This window comes from Caulobacter sp. 10L414 (assembly GCF_056395525.1).
This window is the reverse complement of record NZ_JBFTJR010000040.1, coordinates 1-18,015: the sequence shown is the minus strand read 5'-3', so window position 1 is coordinate 18,015 and position 18,015 is coordinate 1. Positions and strand designations below refer to the sequence as shown.

Sequence of the window (18,015 nt, the reverse complement as noted above, 5' to 3'; positions counted from 1 at the left end):
GCGGGATTGGCGGCTAAGCCTCCCGCCCCACCTCGGCCAGCAGCCAGTCGCGCACCTTGAGGATCCGCGACAGGCGGGGCGCATCGGCGCGCCAGACGACGTGGTGGCCGGTCTCGACCTCGACCTCGCCGGCGAAGGGCCGCACCAGCCGGCCGTCGCGCAGGTCGCGTTCGGACAGTCCTTCGCGGGCCAGGGCGACGCCGATGCCCTGCGCGGCGGCGTCGAGCATCACCGAGGTGTCGTCGAAGGCGATGCCGGTGATCATCTGCGGCGGCTCAAGGCCCATGCCCCGGAACCAGACGGCCCAGTGCACGCCGGTGTGACGCAGCAGCGGCACGGTCAGCAGGTCTGCCGGACCGCTCATCGGATGCCGGTCCAGAAAGCCCGGAGAGCAGACCGGAAACAGCCGCTCGCCCAGCAGCGGGATCGACTCCAGCCCCTCCCAGGGCCCGCGGCCGAAGCGCAGGGCGATGTCGACGCCGTCGGTGCGCAGGTCGGCCTTGCGGTCCTCGATGCGCAGTTGCAGGTCGGCCTCGCCGGTGTCGGCGGCCAGGCGGGCCAGGCGCGTGACCAGCCAGCGGCTGGCGAAGGCCGAGGTGGCGCTGATCACCAGCGGCCCCGCCAGGGTCTGGCGCGCGGTCTGCACGCCGGCCTTGAGGATCGACAGCGCCTCGGCCACGTGCTCGGCCAGCCGCCGGGCGGTGGGGGTGGGGACCATGTCGTTGCCCTCGCGCCGGAACAGCACCGCACCCAGTTCCTCCTCCAGCTTGCGGATCTGCTGGCTGACGGCGCCGTGGGTGACGTTCAGCTCGTCGGCCGCCCGGCTGTAGCCCCGATGGCGATAGGCCGCCTCCAGGGCGACCAGGGAGCCGAAGGGCGGAAGTCGCATGCGCGCCTCACTTGTTAGCTGAACTCACAACTTTAGTCAGAAGCCATCGTTCGTAAAGCCTGCTGGAATTTGAGATCGTCTTCCTGCGGCCGCCCCTTTTCCACCACCGCACCTAACAGGACCAAGACGATGAAACTGCTGCTCGTCGGCGGCGCGCTGGCGCTCGCCCTGATGGGCGCGCTCGACCGCGCGCCCTCCTCGCCCTTCAGCCCCGAGCCCTGGCMCGGCAGCGTGCCGGTGCACAGTCCGCGGTGAGGGCGGCCTCGCCTGACTGTATTTCTTCCCGTCATTCCCGCCCCTGTGGCGGGAAACCCTGGCTCCGCCCGCACTTGAAGCGCAAGCGGATCGCCAGCGATCCGCCCCTCCCGCCCCTGCGGCTGACAGAGGGCTTCCCGCCACAAGGGCGGGAATGACGGGAGTTTAGGAGAGAGCTCGCCAGCCCCCCCCCCCCGATTTGCCAACCTCGCCCGTTCGGCGCATATCCCGCAGCGATCATGATCGCCGCCAAGAAGACCCTCCGCAGCGCCAGCGCCCTGGCCGACGCCGGCCTCGTCGCCGCCGACCGCCTGCCGGCGCTGGAGCGCGTGGCCGCCCAATACGCGGTGGCCATCACGCCCGACATGGCCCAGCTGATCGACGAAGCCGACCCGTTCGACCCGATCGCCCGCCAGTTCGTGGCGAACGAGGCCGAACTCGTCACCCTGCCCGCCGAGTCCGAAGACCCGATCGGCGACTTCGCCCACAGCCCGGTCGAGGGGATCGTCCACCGCTATCCCGACCGCGTGCTGCTGAAACCCACCCACACCTGCGCGGTCTATTGCCGGTTCTGCTTCCGCCGCGAGATGGTCGGCCCCGAGGGCCTTTCGACCCTGTCGCCGGCTCAACTGGACGAGGCCTTCGCCTACATCGCCGCCCGCCCGCAGATCTGGGAGGTGATCGTCACCGGCGGCGATCCCTTCGTGCTGTCGCCGCGCCGCATCGCCGACCTGATGGACCGGCTGGAAGCGATCGAGCACGTCAAGGTCGTGCGCTTCCACACGCGTATTCCTTCCGTCGATCCGCAAGCCGTGACGCCCGAGCTGGTCGCGGCGCTGAAGCGGGGGAGCAAGGCGGTGTACGTGGCCCTGCACGCCAACCACGCCCGCGAGCTGACCCCCGCCGCCCGCGCCGCCTGCGCCCGCCTGGTTGACGCGGGGATCCCGATGATCGGCCAGACCGTGCTGCTCAAGGGCGTCAACGACGATCCCGAAAGCCTGGGCGCGCTGATGCGGGCGCTGGTCGAGACCCGGATCAAGCCCTACTACCTGCACCAGGGGGATCTCGCCCCCGGCACCAGCCACCTGCGCACCAGCGTCGAGGAAGGCCGGGCGCTGATGAAGGCCATCCGCGGCCGCTATTCGGGCCTGTGCCAGCCGACCTACGTGCTCGACATCCCCGACGGCCACGGCAAGGTGCCGATCGGCCCCAACTATCTCGACGACGGCGCGGTGGAAGACCCGCGCGGCCAGACCCACGCCTATCCCCCGAAAGCCGACTGATCCCATGGCCTGGACCCGCACCTACGACGAGGCCGAGCCTCAGCGCGTCAACAAGTGGCTAGCCCAGAGCGGGGTCTGCTCGCGCCGCGAGGCCGAGGCCCTGATCGGCCAGGGCCTGGTGACCATCGACGGCGAGGTGGTGGAAGACGCCGGCCGCAAGATCCTGCCCGGCCAGACCCTGGTGCTGAACGACGGCGCGACCGCCAAGCTGGGCGCGGCCATGACGGTGATGATCCACAAGCCCGTCGGCATCGTCTCGTCGCAACCCGAGGGCGAGCAGATCCCGGCCGTGCGCCTGCTGACCAGGGGCGCGCAGTTCGGCCAGCCCGGCCCCGTGCCCGGCCGCGACAGCAAGCTGGCCCCGGTCGGTCGTCTCGACATGGACTCGCGCGGTCTGCTGATCCTGTCGGAGGACGGCGTGGTGGCCAAGGCCGTGATCGGCCCGGAATCGACGCTGGAAAAGGAATACCGCGTCCGGGTGCGCGGCGAGCTGACCCGCGAGAAGATCGACTGGCTGCGCCATGGCCTCGAACTCGACGGCCGCAAGCTCAAGCGCGCCGTCGTCGACCGCCTGGGCCAGGAGACCCTGCGCTTCGTGCTGACCGAGGGCCGCAACCGCCAGATCCGCCGGATGTGCGACCTGGTGGAACTGGACGTCATCGACCTGTTCCGCCACCGCGTCGGCCCGATCGAACTGGGCGATCTGCCCGAAGGCCGCTGGCGCTCGCTGACGCCGGCCGAGCGCGACGCGCTGATCAGGGGGTAGACCCCCCTTCCCCACCCGTCATTCCCGCCCTTGTGGCGGGAACCCCTCTGTAAGCCGCAAGGGCAGACGTGGCGGATCGCTGGCGATCCGCTGGCCTCTCACGTGCGAGCGGAACCAGGGTTTCCCGCCACAAGGGCGGGAATGACGGGATTGAAGAAGGCCTTCGCCCAACTCCCGCCACGGCGTGTTGCAAGTTCGCCGAAAGCCGTTTCAAAGCCGCAACATCGTCGCGACGTGACGTTGTTAGCCAGTCGATCCCAATACACTGGAGATCGACATGAAAGTCGTCGTCACCGCGCTCGCCCTCGGCGCCCTCGCCCTGTCCAGCCCCGTCCTCGCCCAGGGCCATGACCGCCACGAGGCGCCGGCGCCGCGCCACGAGCAGGCCAAGCCGGGCAAGGAAAGCAAGCAAGCGCGCCATGTGCGCGTCTGCAAGGCCAAGTACCGCTCCTACGACGTCAAGCGCGACGCGTACCGCGGCCAGGGCGGCCGATGGATCAAATGCCGCCTCTAGCAGTTTAGCTTGAGCGTCGGGTCGCCAGGGTCGGCGACCCGACTTTTCGTGCATCGCTTACGCTTCCGCCGGGGTCCTCCAGGACGACGGCTTTTTCGACCATCTTCGCCGCCGCACCGTCCGCGCCCAGAGGCCGTCCATGACCGAACCCCGCCCGTCCCTCGCCGTCCGCAAGCCCAGCCGCCGGGCGCGGATCATCGGCGGCGCCGTCGCCCTGGCCGCGCTGGCCGGGGTGGGCGTCCTGGCCTGGACCCTGCTGAGCGGCGGCGGGGGCGGCGGCGACATGGGCCCCGGCGGACCCGGCGGCCCCGGTGGTCCGGGCGGTCCCGGCGGCGGCCGTCGCGGCGGTCCGGCCAGCACCGTGGCGGTGGCCACGGCGGCCAAGGCCGACCTGCMGGTGGTGATCGAGGCGCTGGGCACGGTGACCCCCGCGGCGACCGTCACCGTCAAGCCGCAGGTCTCGGGCGTCATCACCCAGGTGCTGTTCCGCGAGGGCCAGATGGTCYAGGCCGGCCAGACCCTGGTGCAGATCGACCAGCGGCCGTACCAGATGGCGCTGATGGAGGCCCAGGGCAACCTGACCCGCGACGAGGCCCAGCTGGCCGTCGCCCGCCTGACTCTCAAGCGCTACCAGACCCTGCTGGAGCAGGACTCGATCGCCCGCCAGGAGGTCGACACCCAAGTCGCCACCGTCAAGCAGCTGGAAGGCACGGTGATGAGCGACCGCGCCGCGGTCGGCACCGCCAGGCTCAATGTCGGCTTCTCGCGCATCGTCGCCCCGGTCAGCGGCCGCGTGGGCCTGCGCGTCGTCGACGTCGGCAACTACATCGCCTCGGGCGACGCCAGCGGCGTGGCGGTGATCACCACACTGTCGCCGATCGACGTGGAGTTCACCGTCCCGCAGGACGACGTGCCGCGCATCTCGCAGCGGGTGTTCGGCGGGGCCACCCTGCCGGTCACGGTGCTGGACCGCACCCGGGTCAACACGCTGGACCAGGGCACGTTCTCGACGCTGGACAACCTGGTCGACACCGGCACCGGCACGGTGAAGGGCAAGGCCCGCTTCCCCAACAGCGGCGGAAAGCTGTTCCCCAGCCAGTTCGTCAACGTCCGCATCCAGCTCGACACCCTCAAGGACGCCGTGGTCGTGCCGGCCACCGCCGTGCGCCAGGGCTCTGACGGCGCCTTCGTCTGGAAGCTGAAGGACGACCAGACCGTCACCAAGACCAAGGTGGCGACCGGTCAGTCGACCACCACCCAGGTGGCGATCACGCAAGGCCTCGCCGTCGGCGACAAGGTCATCACCGAGGGCGGCGACCGCCTGACCGAAGGCGGCAAGGTGCAGCTGCCGGGCCAGGCGGCCCAGCGCCAGGGCGGACAGCGCGGCGAGAAGGGTCAGCGCGGCAAGCGTCCGGAAGGCGCGCCTCCCGGCGGCGGTGAAGGCCGTCGGCGTCCGGAATAACCGGACGTCCGGCCGATGAACCCCTCACGCCCCTTCATCCAGCGGCCGGTCGCCACGGCCTTGTTCATGGCGGCCATCGTGCTGGCCGGCCTGGTCGGCTTCCGGCTTCTGCCGCTGTCGGCCCTGCCGCAGGTCGACTATCCCACCATCCAGGTGCAGACGCTCTATCCGGGCGCCAGCCCCGAGGTGATGAGCCAGACCGTCACCGCCCCGCTGGAACGCCAGCTGGGCGAGATGTCGGGCCTTGCACGCATGAGCTCGGTCAGCACGGCCGGCGCCAGCGTCATCACCCTGCAGTTCAATCTGGGTGAGACCCTCGACGTCGCCGAGCAGGAAGTGCAGGCGGCGATGAACGCGGCCAATTCGCTGTTGCCGGCCGACCTGCCCGCCCCGCCGGTCTACGCCAAGGTCAATCCGGCCGACGCGCCGGTGCTGACGCTGGCCATCACGTCGGACACCCTGCCGCTGACCGAGGTGCAGAACTTGGTCAACACCCGCCTGGCCCAGAAGATCAGCCAGGTCTCGGGCGTGGGCCTGGTGTCCTTGAGCGGCGGCCAGAAGCCGGCCATCCGCATCCAGGCCGACACCCAGGCCATGGCGTCCTACGGCCTGACCCTGGCCGAGCTGCAGAGCGCCATCGACAACTCCAACGCCAACAGCGCCAAGGGCAGTTTCGACGGCCCCACCCGCACCTACACCATCAACGCCAACGACCAGCTGCTGACGGTCGACGACTATCTGAACCTGATCGTCACCTACAAGAACGAGGCCCCGATCCGCATCCGCGACGTGGCCAATGTGGTGCAGAGCGCCGAGAACACCCGCCTGGGCGCCTGGGCCGGCAAGACCCCTGCGATCATCGTCAACGTCCAGCGCCAGCCGGGCGCGAACGTCATCAAGACCGTCGACGCCATCAAGGAAAAGCTGCCCGAGCTTCAGGCGGGTTTGCCGGCGACGCTGAAGGTCGAGGTGCTGGCCGACCGCACCACCGGCATCCGCGCCTCGGTGCACCACGTCGAGCTGGAGCTGATCCTGGCCGTCGTGATGGTCGTGCTGGTGATCTTCTTCTTCCTGCACAGCCTGCGCGCCACGGTGATAGCCAGCCTGGCCGTGCCGATCTCGCTGATCGGCTCGTGCGGGGTGATGTACCTGCTGGGCTACAGCCTCAACAACCTCTCGCTGATGGCCCTGACCATCGCCACGGGCTTCGTCGTCGACGACGCCATCGTGATGATCGAGAACATCATCCGCCACATGGAGAAGGGCGAAAAGCCGATGCAGGCGGCGCTGAAGGGCGCGCGCGAGATCGGCTTCACCATCATCTCGCTGACCATCTCGCTGATCGCGGTGCTGATCCCGCTGCTGTTCATGGGCGACGTGGTCGGGCGCCTGTTCCGCGAGTTCGCCGTCAGCCTGGCGATCACCATCCTGATCTCGGCCGTGGTGTCGCTGACCCTGACCCCCATGCTGTCGGCCCGCTGGCTCAAGAGCCACGAGGAAGACAAGCCCGGCCGCGTCGGCCGCAAGGCCCAGGAGGTCTTCGAGAGGATCGAGGCCCGCTACGAGACCGCTCTGGCCTGGGTCATGGCCCGCCAGAAGGCCACCCTGGTCGTCGCCGTCGCCACCCTGGTGCTGACCGGCGTGCTCTACATGGTCATCCCCAAGGGCCTGTTCCCCACCCAGGACACCGGCCAGCTGCAGGCCCGCACCGAGGTCGAGCAGTCGGTGTCCTACGAGCGCATGGCCGGCCTGCAGCAGCAGGCGGCCGCGGCGATCCTTGAGGACCCGGCCGTGGACAGCGTCGCGTCGTTCATCGGCGTCGACGGGGCCAACAACAGCATGCTCCACACCGGCCAGATGCAGATCAACCTGAAGGGCGACCGCAAGGGCTCGCAGGAGAAGATCATGCAGCGGCTGCGCGATCGCGTGGCCGGCGTGCCCGGCGTCACCCTCTATCTCCAGCCGACCCAGGACCTGACCATCGACGCCGAAAGCGGTCCGACCCAGTACCGACTGTCGCTGGAAGGCGCCGACACCGCCACGGTCAAGGAGTGGGCCGGCAAGCTGGCCGAGAAGCTGGCGACCGTGAAGGCCGTGCGCAACATCTACAGCGACGCCTCGGCCACCGGGGCCGCGGCCTATGTCGACATCGACCGCGACACCGCAGCGAGGCTTTCGATCACGGCTTCGGACGTCGACGACGCCCTCTACAGCGCGTTCGGCCAGCGGATCGTCTCGACCATCTTCACCGAGACCAACCAGTACCGCGTGATCCTGGAGGCCAAGCCCGGCCTGCTGACCGACCCGGCCTCGCTGGGGAACCTCAACCTGCGCACCGGCGGCGGCYCGCCCACGCCCTTGGCGGCCTTCTCGACCATCAAGGAGCAGCAGTCGCCGCTGCAGGTCACCCATGTGGCCCAGTTCCCGGCCACCACGATCGGCTTCGATACCGCGCCGGGCGTTTCTCTGGGCCATGCGGTCGACGAGATCCGCGCGGCGATGAAGGACATCGCCATGCCCTCGTCGGTGAGCCATACCTTCCTGGGCGCGGCCGGGGCCTACGAGAACTCGCTGTCCAACCAGCTGTGGCTGATCCTGGCGGCCGTGGTCTGCGTCTACATCGTGCTGGGCGTGCTCTACGAGAGCTACATCCACCCGCTGACCATCCTGTCGACCCTGCCCTCGGCCGGCGTCGGCGCCCTCCTGGCGCTGTGGCTGACCGGCCATGACCTGGGCGTGATCGGGATCATCGGCATCATCCTCTTGATCGGCATCGTCAAGAAGAACGCGATCATGATGATCGACTTCGCCATCGAGGCCGAGCGCAACGAGGGCAAGTCGCCGGAGGAGGCGATCTTCCAGGCCGCCATCCTGCGCTTCCGCCCGATCCTGATGACCACGCTGGCGGCCCTGTTCGCCGCCGTGCCGCTGATGCTGGGCTTTGGCGAGGGCGCCGAGCTGCGCCGCCCGCTGGGCATCGCCATCTTCGGCGGCCTGCTGGTCAGCCAGCTGCTGACCATGTTCACGACGCCCGTCGTCTATCTCGCCTTCGACCGCATCGCGCCCTCGGGCAAGAAGCGCCGCGACGAGAGTGACGAGGATCGCGTCGACCAGCCGCTGCCGGGGCTGCCGTCATGAACCTGTCGGCGCCCTTCATCCGCCGGCCGGTGGCGACGGTCCTGTTGACCATCGGCCTGGCGCTGGCCGGCATCTTCGCCTTCTTCGTGCTGCCGGTTTCGCCGCTGCCGCAGGTGGACTATCCGACCATCTCGGTGTCGGCCAGCCTGTCGGGGGCCAGCCCCGAGACCATGGCCTCCAGCGTCGCCACGCCCCTGGAGCGCCGCCTGGGCGTGATCTCCGGCGTCAACGAGATGACCTCGCAGAGCTCGTCGGGCTCGACCCGGGTGACCCTGCAGTTCGACCTCAACCGCAAGATCGACGGCGCCGCGCGCGAGGTGCAGGCGGCCATCAACGCCGCCCGCGCCGACCTGCCGGCCACGCTGCGCAGCAATCCGACCTACCGCAAGATGAACCCGTCGGACGCGCCGGTGATCATCCTGGCCCTGACCTCCGACACCAAGACCCCCGGCCAGATCTACGACGCGGTGTCGAACGTCGTGGCCCAGCGCATCTCGCAGGTGAAGGGCGTCGGCGACGTCGAGATCGGCGGCGGCTCGCTGCCGGCCGTGCGGATCTCGGTCAACCCGTTCCTGCTCAACAAGTACGGGGTCAGCCTGGAGGACGTGCGCGCGGCCATCCAGTCGGCCAACGCCAACCGCCCCAAGGGCGCGGTCGAGGGCGACGGCAAGCGCTTCCAGATCTACACCTCCAGCAGCGGCCGCAAGGCGGCCGACTACGCCGGCCTGCTGGTCGCCTGGCGCGGCGAGGCGGGGGTCAAGCTGTCGGACGTGGCCAGCGTCACCGACAGCGTCGCCGACACCCGCACCATCGGCCTGTTCAACGGCAAGCCGGCGATCATCGTGCTGATCACCCGCCAGCCGGGGGCCAACATCATCGAGACCGTCGACAGCGTGCGCGCGGCCCTGCCCGAGCTGCGCGAACAGCTGCCCGGCGACATCAACGTGCAGGTGGCCAGCGACAGCACCAACTCGATCCGCGCCTCGCTGCACGAGATCGAGGTCACCCTGCTGATCTCGATCGTGCTGGTGGTTCTGGTGGTCAGCGCCTTCCTGCGCAGCGGCCGGGCGACCTTCATCCCAGCGGCGGCGACCATCGTCTCGCTGCTGGGCACCTTCGGGGTGATGTACCTGCTGGGCTTCTCGCTCAACAACCTCAGCCTGATGGCGATCACCGTGGCCACGGGGTTCGTCGTCGACGACGCCATMGTCGTGCTGGAGAACACCCAGCGCCACATCGAGGCGGGCATGGACCGCTTCAAGGCCGCCACCCTGGGCGCGCGCGAGGTCGGCTTCACGGTGCTGTCGATCAGCGTCTCGCTGGTGGCCGTGTTCATCCCGCTGCTGTTCATGGGCGGCCAGGTGGGGCGGCTGTTCCGCGAGTTCGCCGTCACCCTGTCGGCGGCGGTGCTGATCTCGCTGGTCATCAGCCTGACGACCACGCCAATGATGTGCGCCTACCTGCTCAAAGCCCGTCCCGAGGGCCACAAGGAAGGCCGCATCGCCCGCGTCTTCGAGCGGATGTTCGACAGGATCCAGGCGATCTACGCCCACTCGCTGGACTGGGCGCTGCACGCCAAGCCGCTGGTGATGTTCATGCTCGTGGCGGTGATCGGCATGACCATCTGGCTCTACATCGCCGTGCCCAAGGGCTTCTTCCCCCAGCAGGACAACGGCCAGCTGATGGCCGGCATCCGCGCCGACCAGAGCGTCTCGTTCCAGACCATGGAGCAGAAGCTGCGCGCCGTGGTCGAGATCATCCGCAAGGACCCGGCGGTGGACACCGTGGTCGGCTTCACCGGCGGCGCCCGGGCCGGCGGCGGCTTCATGTTCGTCAATCTCAAGCCCGCCAGCGAGCGCAAGGAGAAGGGCAGCGCGGTGATCGCCCGCCTGCGGCCGCAACTGCAGAAGGTGACGGGCGTCTCGATCTTCCTGAACCCGGTGCAGGACCTGCGCATGGGCGGCCGGTCGAGCAACTCGACCTACCAGTACACCCTGACCAGCGACTCCAGCGACGCCCTCAAGGAATGGGCGCCGAAGCTGGCCGAGGCGATGAAGGAGCATTCCGACGTCATGACCGACGTCGACAGCGACCAGTCGGAAAACGGCGTCGAGACCTTCGTCACCATCGACCGCGACAGCGCCTCGCGCATGGGGGTCACGCCCCGGGCGGTGGACAACGCCCTCTACAACGCCTTTGGCCAGCGCCAGGTCGCGACGATCTACGAGGACGTCAACCAGTACTCGGTGATCATGGAGTGGCAGCAGCAGTTCGCCCAGGGCCCCGAGGCGCTGAACGACGTCTATGTGCCGACCTCGGCCAGCGGCTCGACCACCACGTCGAGCAGCAGCGGGGCGGCGGTGAACCCGTCGCTGCGCGACGCCTCCACCGGCTCGGCGCTGAACACCACCGCCACGCCGATGACGCCGCTGACGGCCATCGCCAGCGTGGCCCAGAGCGCCACCCCCACCAGCGTCAACCACCAGAACGGCGAGCTGGCGACCACCGTGTCGTTCAACCTGCCCGAAGGCGTGTCGCTGTCGCAGGCCCAGGCGGCCATCACCCAGGCCGAGGCCGACATCGGCCTGCCGACCAGCGTGCGCGGCAGCTTCCAGGGCAGCGCCCGCAGCTACAACGAGCAGATGAAGCAGCAGCCGTTCCTGATCGCGGCCGCCATCGTGGCGATCTACATCGTGCTGGGCATCCTCTACGAGAGCTACGTCCACCCGGTGACGGTGCTGTCCACCCTGCCGGCCGCCGGCGTCGGGGCGGTGCTGGCCCTGCTGATCTTCAACATGGAGTTCTCGATCATCGCCCTGATCGGGGTGTTCCTGCTGCTGGGCATCGTCAAGAAGAACGCCATCCTGATCATCGACTTCGCCCTGGAGGCCCAGCGCGGCCGGGGCCTGACGGCGATCGAGGCGGTGCGGGAGGCCAGCCTCCTGCGCTTCCGTCCGATCCTGATGACGACCCTGGCCGCCGCCCTGGGCGCCCTGCCCCTGGCCATCGGCTTCGGCGAAGGCGCCGAACTTCGCCGGCCGCTGGGCATCACCATCATCGGCGGCCTGATCGCCAGCCAGCTTTTGACCCTCATCACCACCCCCGTGGTCTACGTCTATCTCGACCGCCTGCGCGGCAAGCGGCGCGACGAGCGCGACCTGACCCACATGCCCTCCGCGCCGGAGCTCGCCCGATGACCGCCCGCCTGCTGACCGCCCTGCCCCTGCTGGCGCTCGTGACCGCCTGCTCGACGACGCCGGCCTACGAGACGCCAAGGCTGGCCTCGCCCGCGCCCGCCATGTGGAAGGCGATGGACGGCTGGAAGGCCGCCGCCCCGGCCGACCACCTGGACCGCGGCGACTGGTGGACCCTGCTGGGCGACGCCCAGCTGAACGCCCTGGCCGAGCGGGTGAAGGTGGACAACCAGACCATCGCCGCCGCCGAGGCCGCCTATCGCCAGGCCCGCGCCCTGGTGAAGGAGCAGCGCGCATCGCTGTTCCCCAGCATCGACCTGTCGGCCTCGGGCACGCGCTCGGGCGGCGGCGGGACCAGCAGCGCGCCCGGCGCCGGCGGGGCCACCAGCTCGGGCGACACCAAGCGCTACGCCGCCAGCATCGGCGCCAGCTGGGAGCCCGACGTCTGGGGCCGTATCCGCGCCTCGATCGGCAACGCCGACGCCAGCGCCCAGGCCAGCGCCGCCGACCTGGCGGCCGCCCAGCTGTCGGCCCAGGGCGAGCTGGCGACCAACTATCTGGGCCTGCGCCAGAGCGACATCGAGATCGCCCTCGTCCAGGCCAGCGTCGAGGGTTACCGGCGCAGCCTGAAGATCACCCAGAACCGCTACGACGCCGGGATCGCCCCGCGCTCGGACGTGCTGCAGGCCCAGACCACCCTGGCCAACGCGCAGTCGAGCCTGGAGGGCCTGACCCAGACCCGCGCCACGTACGAGAACGCCATCGCCGTGCTGGTCGGCCAGCCGGCCAGCGGCTTCCGCATCGCCGCCGATCCGAACTGGACGGCCAGCGTGCCCGAGATCCCGGTCGGCCTGCCCTCGGCGCTGCTGGAGCGCCGTCCCGACGTCGCCGCCGCCGAACGCCGCGTGGCCGCCGCCAACGCCCAGATCGGCGTGGCCCGCGCCGCCTACTTCCCGACCTTCACCCTCAGCGGCAGCGGAAGTTCGACCGCCAGCGTGCTGGGCGACCTGTTCTCGGCCTCGGCCAACACCTGGTCGCTGGGGCTGTCGGCGGCCCAGACCCTGTTCGACGCCGGCGCCCGCAAGGCCCAGGTCGCCCAGGCCCGCGCCTCGTACGACGCGGCCGCCGCCGACTATCGCCAGACCGCGCTGACCGCCTTCCAGGACGTGGAGAACCAGCTAACGGCGGTGCGGGTGCTCGAGCGCCAGTACGCCCTGCTGGAGACCGCCTCCAAGGCCGCCGACCAGACCGAGCAGATGCTGCTGAACCAGTATCGCGCCGGCCAGGTGGCCTATACCGACGTCGTCACCGCCCAGGCCTCGGCCCTGTCGGCCCGCCGCGACCTGGCGTCCGCCCGCATCTCGCGCCAGACCGCGGCGGTGGCCCTGGTGCAGGCGATCGGCGGGGGGTGGACGGGTCTGTGAGGCCCTGCGTCCTTCGAGGCTCCCCTTCGGGTCGCACCTCAGGATGAGGACCCTATTGCACTGACCTCCTCATCCTGAGGCGCCCGCGCAAGCGGGCCTCGAAGGACGCAGGGCCCCTCGCCCCCTACCCCGCCGACGTTTCCATCGCGACGCGCAGCTTGCGCAGGGCGGCGGCGAGTTCGGTCTTGGCCCCGGCCAGCGCCCCGCCGTTGCGCACCGCGCGGCGGGCGTCGGCCATCGCGCCGCGGTTGATCTGCTCGGCCACCTGGCCGGCGATGCGGTGGAAGTCGCGATGGGCCTCCAGGCAGTGAAGGTGCAGGTGGCTGCCGGGCATGCGCCTGTGGCCCTCGCCGTGCAGCCACTGGCCGGCGGCGCAGGTCCGCTCGGCCCGGATCGCGGCGGCGTCGACCTTGCCGCCCGCCGCCATGGCGGCCTCCAGGTCCTCGCAGATGCGGTTGTGAAACGTCGTCTGTTCCAGGAAGTCCATGAGCACGCCCCACGCGCATAGCCAGCGGAAGCCGGGGGCATGGCGGCTGTCGGTTTCGCCAGTGTTGCGGCAAGGTTGCGGTTTGAAGAAACCGTCCCGCAGCCCGCCCGCGCATCTGCTTTAGGAGCAGAGGGTCGAAGGACAGCCGGCGATATCGCGGCGCGTCCCGCGCGAAACACGCACGCAACACCCACCCGCATGATCGTGGTCAGGAGTGAGTGCGCATGACCCGAACCGAAGACGACGTCCGCGAAGCCGCCGCCTGGCTGGAGCGCCTGCGTTCGCCCGAAGCCGGGCAAGGCGACCAGGAGGAGTTCGAGACCTGGGTGGCCCATCCCCGCCGCCGCGACGCCTTCGAGGCGGTCAAGGCCGTCGACGCCGAAATCACGAGCTGGGATCCGCCGGCGCCGCTCTCGCCCTGGCCGATCCTCGGGGCCCTGGCGCTGGGGGCCGGGGGACTGATGGCGGCGGCGGGCCTGCTGATCCACTGAACGCGAAAAGGGCGCCGGCCCGCCAAGACCGGCGCCCCGCCTCGCCGCCGCCGGGGCTGACTGGGCGGCGAGCACCGGACGCGCAAAGGGGGAGAAGCGCGCCCGGGACTTCGATCGAACCTAGAAGCGCTTGCGGATGCCCACGTAGTAGGAGCGGCCGAGCACGTCGTAGTTCTGCGGGTCGTAGTTGCCCTCGGTGTCGCCCACCTGCGGCGGAGCCTTGTCGAACAGGTTGTTGACGCCGAAGCGCAGGGCGGTGTCCCAAGGCAGCTCGACGCGGCCGTTGAGGTCGAAGGCGTTGTAGGCCTTCACGCCGCGCGAGGTGCTGGTCGGGGTGACGACCTTGGCCGAGTTCTCCATGGCCTCGATCCAGCGCCAGCGCAGGCCCAGGCTAGCCGGACCCCAGGTGTAGGTGCCCGAGGTGACCGACTTCCACTTCGGGTGAGCGGTGCCGGCGGTGCTTTCCACGCCCGTGCCGATGGTGCCGACATAGTCGTAGACCGGCGCGCCCGGCAGGTTCTGGATCTTGAACTTGTCGGTGTAGCCCAGGGCCACGTTCAGGGCGAAGGAGCCCGGGATCATGTCCAGGGCGCTGTCGGCGAAGTCGAAGCTCCAGTCGACCTGCACGTCGACGCCGGTGGTCTGGAACTGGCCCAGGTTCAGCAGCGGCTGGACGGGATTGGTCGGCACGCCGCTGGCCGAGTTACGGGTCAGCAGCGAGCAGTAGTAGTTGTTGGGGTCGTAGGTCGGGTTGGAGCCGCCCGAGTTGAAGCAGAACTGGAAGGCGTTGACGATCGACAGGCTGCCGATCGCGTCCTTCACCTTGATGTCGTACCAGTCGATCGAGGCCGTCAGGCGGCTGAGCAGCGGCGTGTCGAACGGCGAACGCAGGACCGCGCCGAACGAGTAGGTGTCGGCGGTTTCTTCCTGCAGGTCCGGGTTGCCGCCGGTGAGGGCGAACACCTGGGCCGTACCCAACTGGTAGCTGTCGATGATCGCGGTCGGCACGCCCTGCGCCAGGCAGAGGCTGCGCACGGCCGCGGCGTTGGCGCCGGTGCGGTACGACGAGCGCACGTCGCAGGGGTCGCCGTTGGTGGTGGTCGACGAGGCCGTGCCGATGGCCACCGAGCCGGTCGAGACCGGCGCGTAGAGCTCGCCGACGCTCGGGGCGCGGATGGCGCGGTTGTAGCCGCCGCGCAGGCGCACCGGCTCGACGATCTTCCAGTCGAAATCGGCCTTGTAGGTCTGCACCCCGCCCACCGAGCTGTAGTCGGAGTAGCGGTAGCCGAGGTCGAGGTTGAACTCCTGGATGAACGGCAGGTCCTTCAGGACCGGCACCAGCAGTTCGCCGTAGACTTCATAGGTGTCGACCGAGCCCGAGGCGTCGCGCAGCACGCTGTAGCCCAGGATGTCGCTGGTGCCGTCGGGCTGGTTCAGCTGGCTGTCGGGCTTGAAGGTGTATTCGTTGGAGCGGTAGTCGGCGCCCGCGGCGAACTTCACCGTGCCGGCCGGCAGGTCGAACAGCGAACCGGAGACGTTCACCTCGACCATGCGCTGCTCGAGGGTGTTCTGGTTCAGGGTGCGGCGCGACATGTAGCGGGCGCACTCGGCCGACGGCGTCAGATTGCCGAAGGGGTTCCAGCCGCCGGCGCAGTACTCGGTGCCGCCGGTCGGGCTGTTGAGCAGGCGCGAGATGGCGCTGGCGCTGGCGCCGCCGGTCTGTTCGTTGTCGAACTTGGCGCGGCTGAACGAGACGTAGCCGTCCCAGGTCCAGTCCTTGAAGCCGGTCTCGCCAGACAGGCCGTTGGTGAACTGGAAGACGTCGTAGCTGTACTTCTGGATGCGCGGACCCAGGATATCGAGCGCCTTGTAGAAGGTGAAGGCGGCGTTCGGGGTCGGGCGCGAGGCCAGGATCGGACGGAAGTCGGTCGGGATGAACGGGTTGGTGACCGGAACGGTCAGGCCGTAGACGTTCGAGGCCAGGGTCGGGTTCGACACGCCCACCGAGACGTAGTCGGTGAAGGTGAACTGCGAGAAGAACTTCAGATTGTCGGTCAGGTCGTAGTCGACCTTGGCGAACACGGCGTAGCGGTCGAGGTCCGACTGCATCGAGCTGCCGTTGTAGCCGAAGTTCACCTGCTGGGAGGTGCCGGCGGCGTTGGCGTTGACGATGTAGGCGTTGTCGGTCTGCGGGTCGCGGAAGTTCAGGACCGGCACGCCCGAGGTCGAGAACAGGGTCTGGTCGGTGTTGAAGCCGATCTGGCCGGTGTAGCGGCCGGCGCTGTTGCCGGTGAGCGCGGCGGTGCCGTAGGTCCCCTGGAACAGGCTGTTGATCGAGGCCAGGGTCGGCAGGTTGGCGCCGAACAGCACCGTGCCTTGCGGGATGGTCGACAGGCCCGGCGCCGAGGTGCGGAAGATGTAGTAGTCGCGGGCGCTCTGCAGGGCGCGGTCACGGTTGGTGTAGTCGAACGACAGCACCGCCCGGCCGCGGCCCTCGGCGAAGTCCGAGCCGCCGGTGATCGAGAAGCGGAACGACTCCGCGTCGCCCTTCTCGGAGATGCCGTACTGGGCGTCGGCGGTCAGGCCGTTGAAGCTGCGCTTGAGCTTGAAGTTGACGACGCCGGCCGTGGCGTCCGAGCCGTAGGCGGTGGAAGCGCCGCCGGTGATGACTTCGACGTTCTCGATCAGGGCTTCGGGGATGATGTTGAGGTCGACCGAACCATCGGGGTTGGACGGCTGCAGGCGACGGCCGTCGAGCAGGATCAGGGTGCGCTTGGCGCCCAGACCGCGAAGGCTGGCGTAGGACTGGCCGCCGTTGAGGCCCGTGCTGGTCGAGCCGGTGTTGCCCTGGCCGAACGAGCCGGTGAACTGCGGCATCTGCGACAGGGCCTTTTCGACCGTCACCTGGCCGGTGGCCTCGATGGCGGCGGCGCCGACCGTCTGGATCGGGCTGTTGGCGACGTAGTCCTGGCGGGCGATGCGCGAGCCGGTGACGACGACGGCCTCGACGGCCTGGGGCTCTTCGGGGGCCGCGGCCTCCTGGGCGTGGGCGACGCCGAGCATCAGCGCGCCATACGCGCAGCCGCCGGCCATCATCCGCTTCAAGGTCCTCGATCGCATACTTGCATCCCCTTTGGATTGGGTCGCGCCCCTCGCGCTTCCGATCCTCAAGACGCAGCCTGTTTCCGAACCCACACCTTCCCGACAACTTTTTGCCGTAGAGCCAAGTCACGGATTGGTAAGGGGAAAAATTTTTGCTTTCGGACGTGAGGAAACGCAGGTCGGCTGCGTCTTGATAGATGCGGGCCGCTCATGTCGGCCTCTTGAACAGAGCTACGGGACCGCCATGCCGGACGTGATCCAGATCCCCGCCGAACATTTCGAGCGATTGAAGAGCCGCCTGCCCGCCATCACCCGCGAGCACCTCAACAACGTCTACGGCATCAGCGAGACGACCTGGACCAAGCTGCGCCGTGGCGAGCCGATCAAGCGCGTCACCTGGGAGCGGCTGCTGAGCCGCTACGAGCGCCTGCAGAAGGCCGCCGCATCCTGACTTTCGCGCATCTGCGCTCCTGACACCGACGGGCCGGCCTCGCCGCGCCCGCTGTCCTTTCCTTTCCCAAAATCCACGCGCTTCACGGACGTCCCGGCGACGCCCGGCGCGTTCGCCGCGTGCGCAAAGGCTCCTTCATGAACAAACGCTTCGCCTATCTGATCGTCGGCGCGATGGTGCTGGGGGTGCTCGTCGGCTGGGGTTGCAACCAGTTCCTGGACGCCGAAGGGGCCAAGTCGGCCGCCTCGGGCCTGAGCTTGATCACCGACATCTTCCTGCGGCTGATCAAGATGATCATCGCGCCCCTGGTGTTCACCACCCTGGTGGCCGGCATCGCCCACATGGAGGACGCCGCCGCGGTGGGCCGCATCGGCGCCAAGACCCTGGGCTGGTTCATCGGCGCCTCGGCCGTGTCGCTGGTGCTGGGCCTCTTGATGGTCCACCTGCTGCAGCCGGGCCACGGCCTGCACCTGGTGGAAGCCGCCGTCTCCACCAAGCCGGCCGCCACCACCGAGGCCTTCGCCGTCTCCACCAAGCCGGCCGCCACCACCGAGGCCTT

General features: G+C 69.3%; 14 protein-coding genes. 11 read left to right on the top strand and 3 right to left on the bottom strand.

Annotated elements, in window-relative coordinates:
* Nucleotides 1–13: 13 nt before the first annotated feature.
* Nucleotides 14–889, bottom strand: coding sequence for a LysR substrate-binding domain-containing protein (locus tag AC1DCG_RS16370; protein ID WP_477030940.1), 876 nt, complete (start codon nt 887–889; stop codon nt 14–16).
* A gap of 129 nt (nt 890–1,018) precedes the next feature.
* Here AC1DCG_RS16370 and AC1DCG_RS16365 point away from each other — a divergent pair, with 129 nt between their 5' ends.
* The 8 genes from AC1DCG_RS16365 (at nt 1,019) to AC1DCG_RS16330 (ending at nt 12,925) form a co-directional block, all read left to right on the top strand.
* Nucleotides 1,019–1,144, top strand: a complete 126-nt coding sequence (locus AC1DCG_RS16365; protein WP_477041563.1) for a hypothetical protein — start codon at nt 1,019–1,021, stop codon at nt 1,142–1,144.
* A 239-nt stretch (nt 1,145–1,383) separates the two neighbouring features.
* Nucleotides 1,384–2,427, top strand: a complete 1,044-nt coding sequence (locus AC1DCG_RS16360; RefSeq protein ID WP_477030938.1) for a lysine-2,3-aminomutase-like protein — start codon at nt 1,384–1,386, stop codon at nt 2,425–2,427.
* Nucleotides 2,428–2,431: 4 nt separating this feature from the next.
* Nucleotides 2,432–3,193 (top strand): pseudouridine synthase, encoded by a 762-nt coding sequence (locus AC1DCG_RS16355; RefSeq protein WP_477030937.1) that lies wholly within the window; start codon nt 2,432–2,434, stop codon nt 3,191–3,193.
* Nucleotides 3,194–3,470: 277 nt separating this feature from the next.
* Nucleotides 3,471–3,707 carry a hypothetical protein gene (locus AC1DCG_RS16350; RefSeq protein WP_477030936.1) on the top strand — a complete coding sequence of 79 codons (237 nt, stop codon included), beginning with the start codon at nt 3,471–3,473 and terminating at the stop codon, nt 3,705–3,707.
* A gap of 139 nt (nt 3,708–3,846) precedes the next feature.
* Nucleotides 3,847–5,169 carry an efflux RND transporter periplasmic adaptor subunit gene (locus tag AC1DCG_RS16345; protein WP_477041562.1) on the top strand — a complete coding sequence of 441 codons (1,323 nt, stop codon included), beginning with the start codon at nt 3,847–3,849 and terminating at the stop codon, nt 5,167–5,169.
* 15 nt (nt 5,170–5,184) lie between these two features.
* Nucleotides 5,185–8,307, top strand: a complete 3,123-nt coding sequence (locus tag AC1DCG_RS16340; protein WP_477041561.1) for a multidrug efflux RND transporter permease subunit — start codon at nt 5,185–5,187, stop codon at nt 8,305–8,307.
* Nucleotides 8,304–11,504: an efflux RND transporter permease subunit gene (locus AC1DCG_RS16335; RefSeq protein ID WP_477030933.1), complete on the top strand. Its 3,201-nt coding sequence runs from the start codon at nt 8,304–8,306 to the stop codon at nt 11,502–11,504. The genes AC1DCG_RS16340 and AC1DCG_RS16335 overlap by 4 nt, the downstream gene beginning before the upstream one ends.
* Nucleotides 11,501–12,925: an efflux transporter outer membrane subunit gene (locus AC1DCG_RS16330; RefSeq protein ID WP_477030932.1), complete on the top strand. Its 1,425-nt coding sequence runs from the start codon at nt 11,501–11,503 to the stop codon at nt 12,923–12,925. Before AC1DCG_RS16335 ends, AC1DCG_RS16330 begins: the two co-directional genes overlap by 4 nt.
* 124 nt (nt 12,926–13,049) lie before the next feature.
* Here the strand turns inward: AC1DCG_RS16330 and AC1DCG_RS16325 are convergent, their stop codons facing one another.
* Nucleotides 13,050–13,412: a CZB domain-containing protein gene (locus AC1DCG_RS16325; RefSeq protein ID WP_477030931.1), complete on the bottom strand. Its 363-nt coding sequence runs from the start codon at nt 13,410–13,412 to the stop codon at nt 13,050–13,052.
* Between the two features lie 224 nt (nt 13,413–13,636).
* Between AC1DCG_RS16325 and AC1DCG_RS16320 the strand changes: the two genes are divergently transcribed.
* Nucleotides 13,637–13,903, top strand: a complete 267-nt coding sequence (locus tag AC1DCG_RS16320) for a FecR/PupR family sigma factor regulator (RefSeq protein WP_477030930.1) — start codon at nt 13,637–13,639, stop codon at nt 13,901–13,903.
* Nucleotides 13,904–14,023: 120 nt separating this feature from the next.
* On the opposite strand, the gene AC1DCG_RS16315 is transcribed toward AC1DCG_RS16320, so the two are convergent.
* On the bottom strand, nt 14,024–17,023 hold the full coding sequence (locus AC1DCG_RS16315; protein ID WP_477041560.1) for a TonB-dependent receptor domain-containing protein: 3,000 nt from the start codon (nt 17,021–17,023) through the stop codon (nt 14,024–14,026).
* 226 nt (nt 17,024–17,249) lie between these two features.
* Between AC1DCG_RS16315 and AC1DCG_RS16310 the strand changes: the two genes are divergently transcribed.
* Complete coding sequence (locus tag AC1DCG_RS16310; RefSeq protein WP_058346819.1) at nt 17,250–17,456, top strand: hypothetical protein; 207 nt, start codon at nt 17,250–17,252, stop codon at nt 17,454–17,456.
* Between the two features lie 137 nt (nt 17,457–17,593).
* A partial coding sequence (locus AC1DCG_RS16305; RefSeq protein WP_477041559.1) for a dicarboxylate/amino acid:cation symporter occupies nt 17,594–18,015 on the top strand: 422 nt, incomplete at its 3' end.

Bases quoted from the DNA above. Each gene is read 5' to 3' on its own strand.
- AC1DCG_RS16325 (WP_477030931.1), bottom strand. From the start codon at position 13,412: ATGGACTTCCTGGAACAGACGACGTTTCACAACCGCATCTGCGAGGAC.
- AC1DCG_RS16320 (WP_477030930.1), top strand. From the start codon at position 13,637: ATGACCCGAACCGAAGACGACGTCCGCGAAGCCGCCGCCTGGCTGGAG.
- AC1DCG_RS16355 (WP_477030937.1), top strand. From the start codon at position 2,432: ATGGCCTGGACCCGCACCTACGACGAGGCCGAGCCTCAGCGCGTCAAC.
- AC1DCG_RS16360 (WP_477030938.1), top strand. From the start codon at position 1,384: ATGATCGCCGCCAAGAAGACCCTCCGCAGCGCCAGCGCCCTGGCCGAC.
- AC1DCG_RS16370 (WP_477030940.1), bottom strand. From the start codon at position 889: ATGCGACTTCCGCCCTTCGGCTCCCTGGTCGCCCTGGAGGCGGCCTAT.
- AC1DCG_RS16315 (WP_477041560.1), bottom strand. From the start codon at position 17,023: ATGCGATCGAGGACCTTGAAGCGGATGATGGCCGGCGGCTGCGCGTAT.
- AC1DCG_RS16330 (WP_477030932.1), top strand. From the start codon at position 11,501: ATGACCGCCCGCCTGCTGACCGCCCTGCCCCTGCTGGCGCTCGTGACC.
- AC1DCG_RS16310 (WP_058346819.1), top strand. From the start codon at position 17,250: ATGCCGGACGTGATCCAGATCCCCGCCGAACATTTCGAGCGATTGAAG.
- AC1DCG_RS16350 (WP_477030936.1), top strand. From the start codon at position 3,471: ATGAAAGTCGTCGTCACCGCGCTCGCCCTCGGCGCCCTCGCCCTGTCC.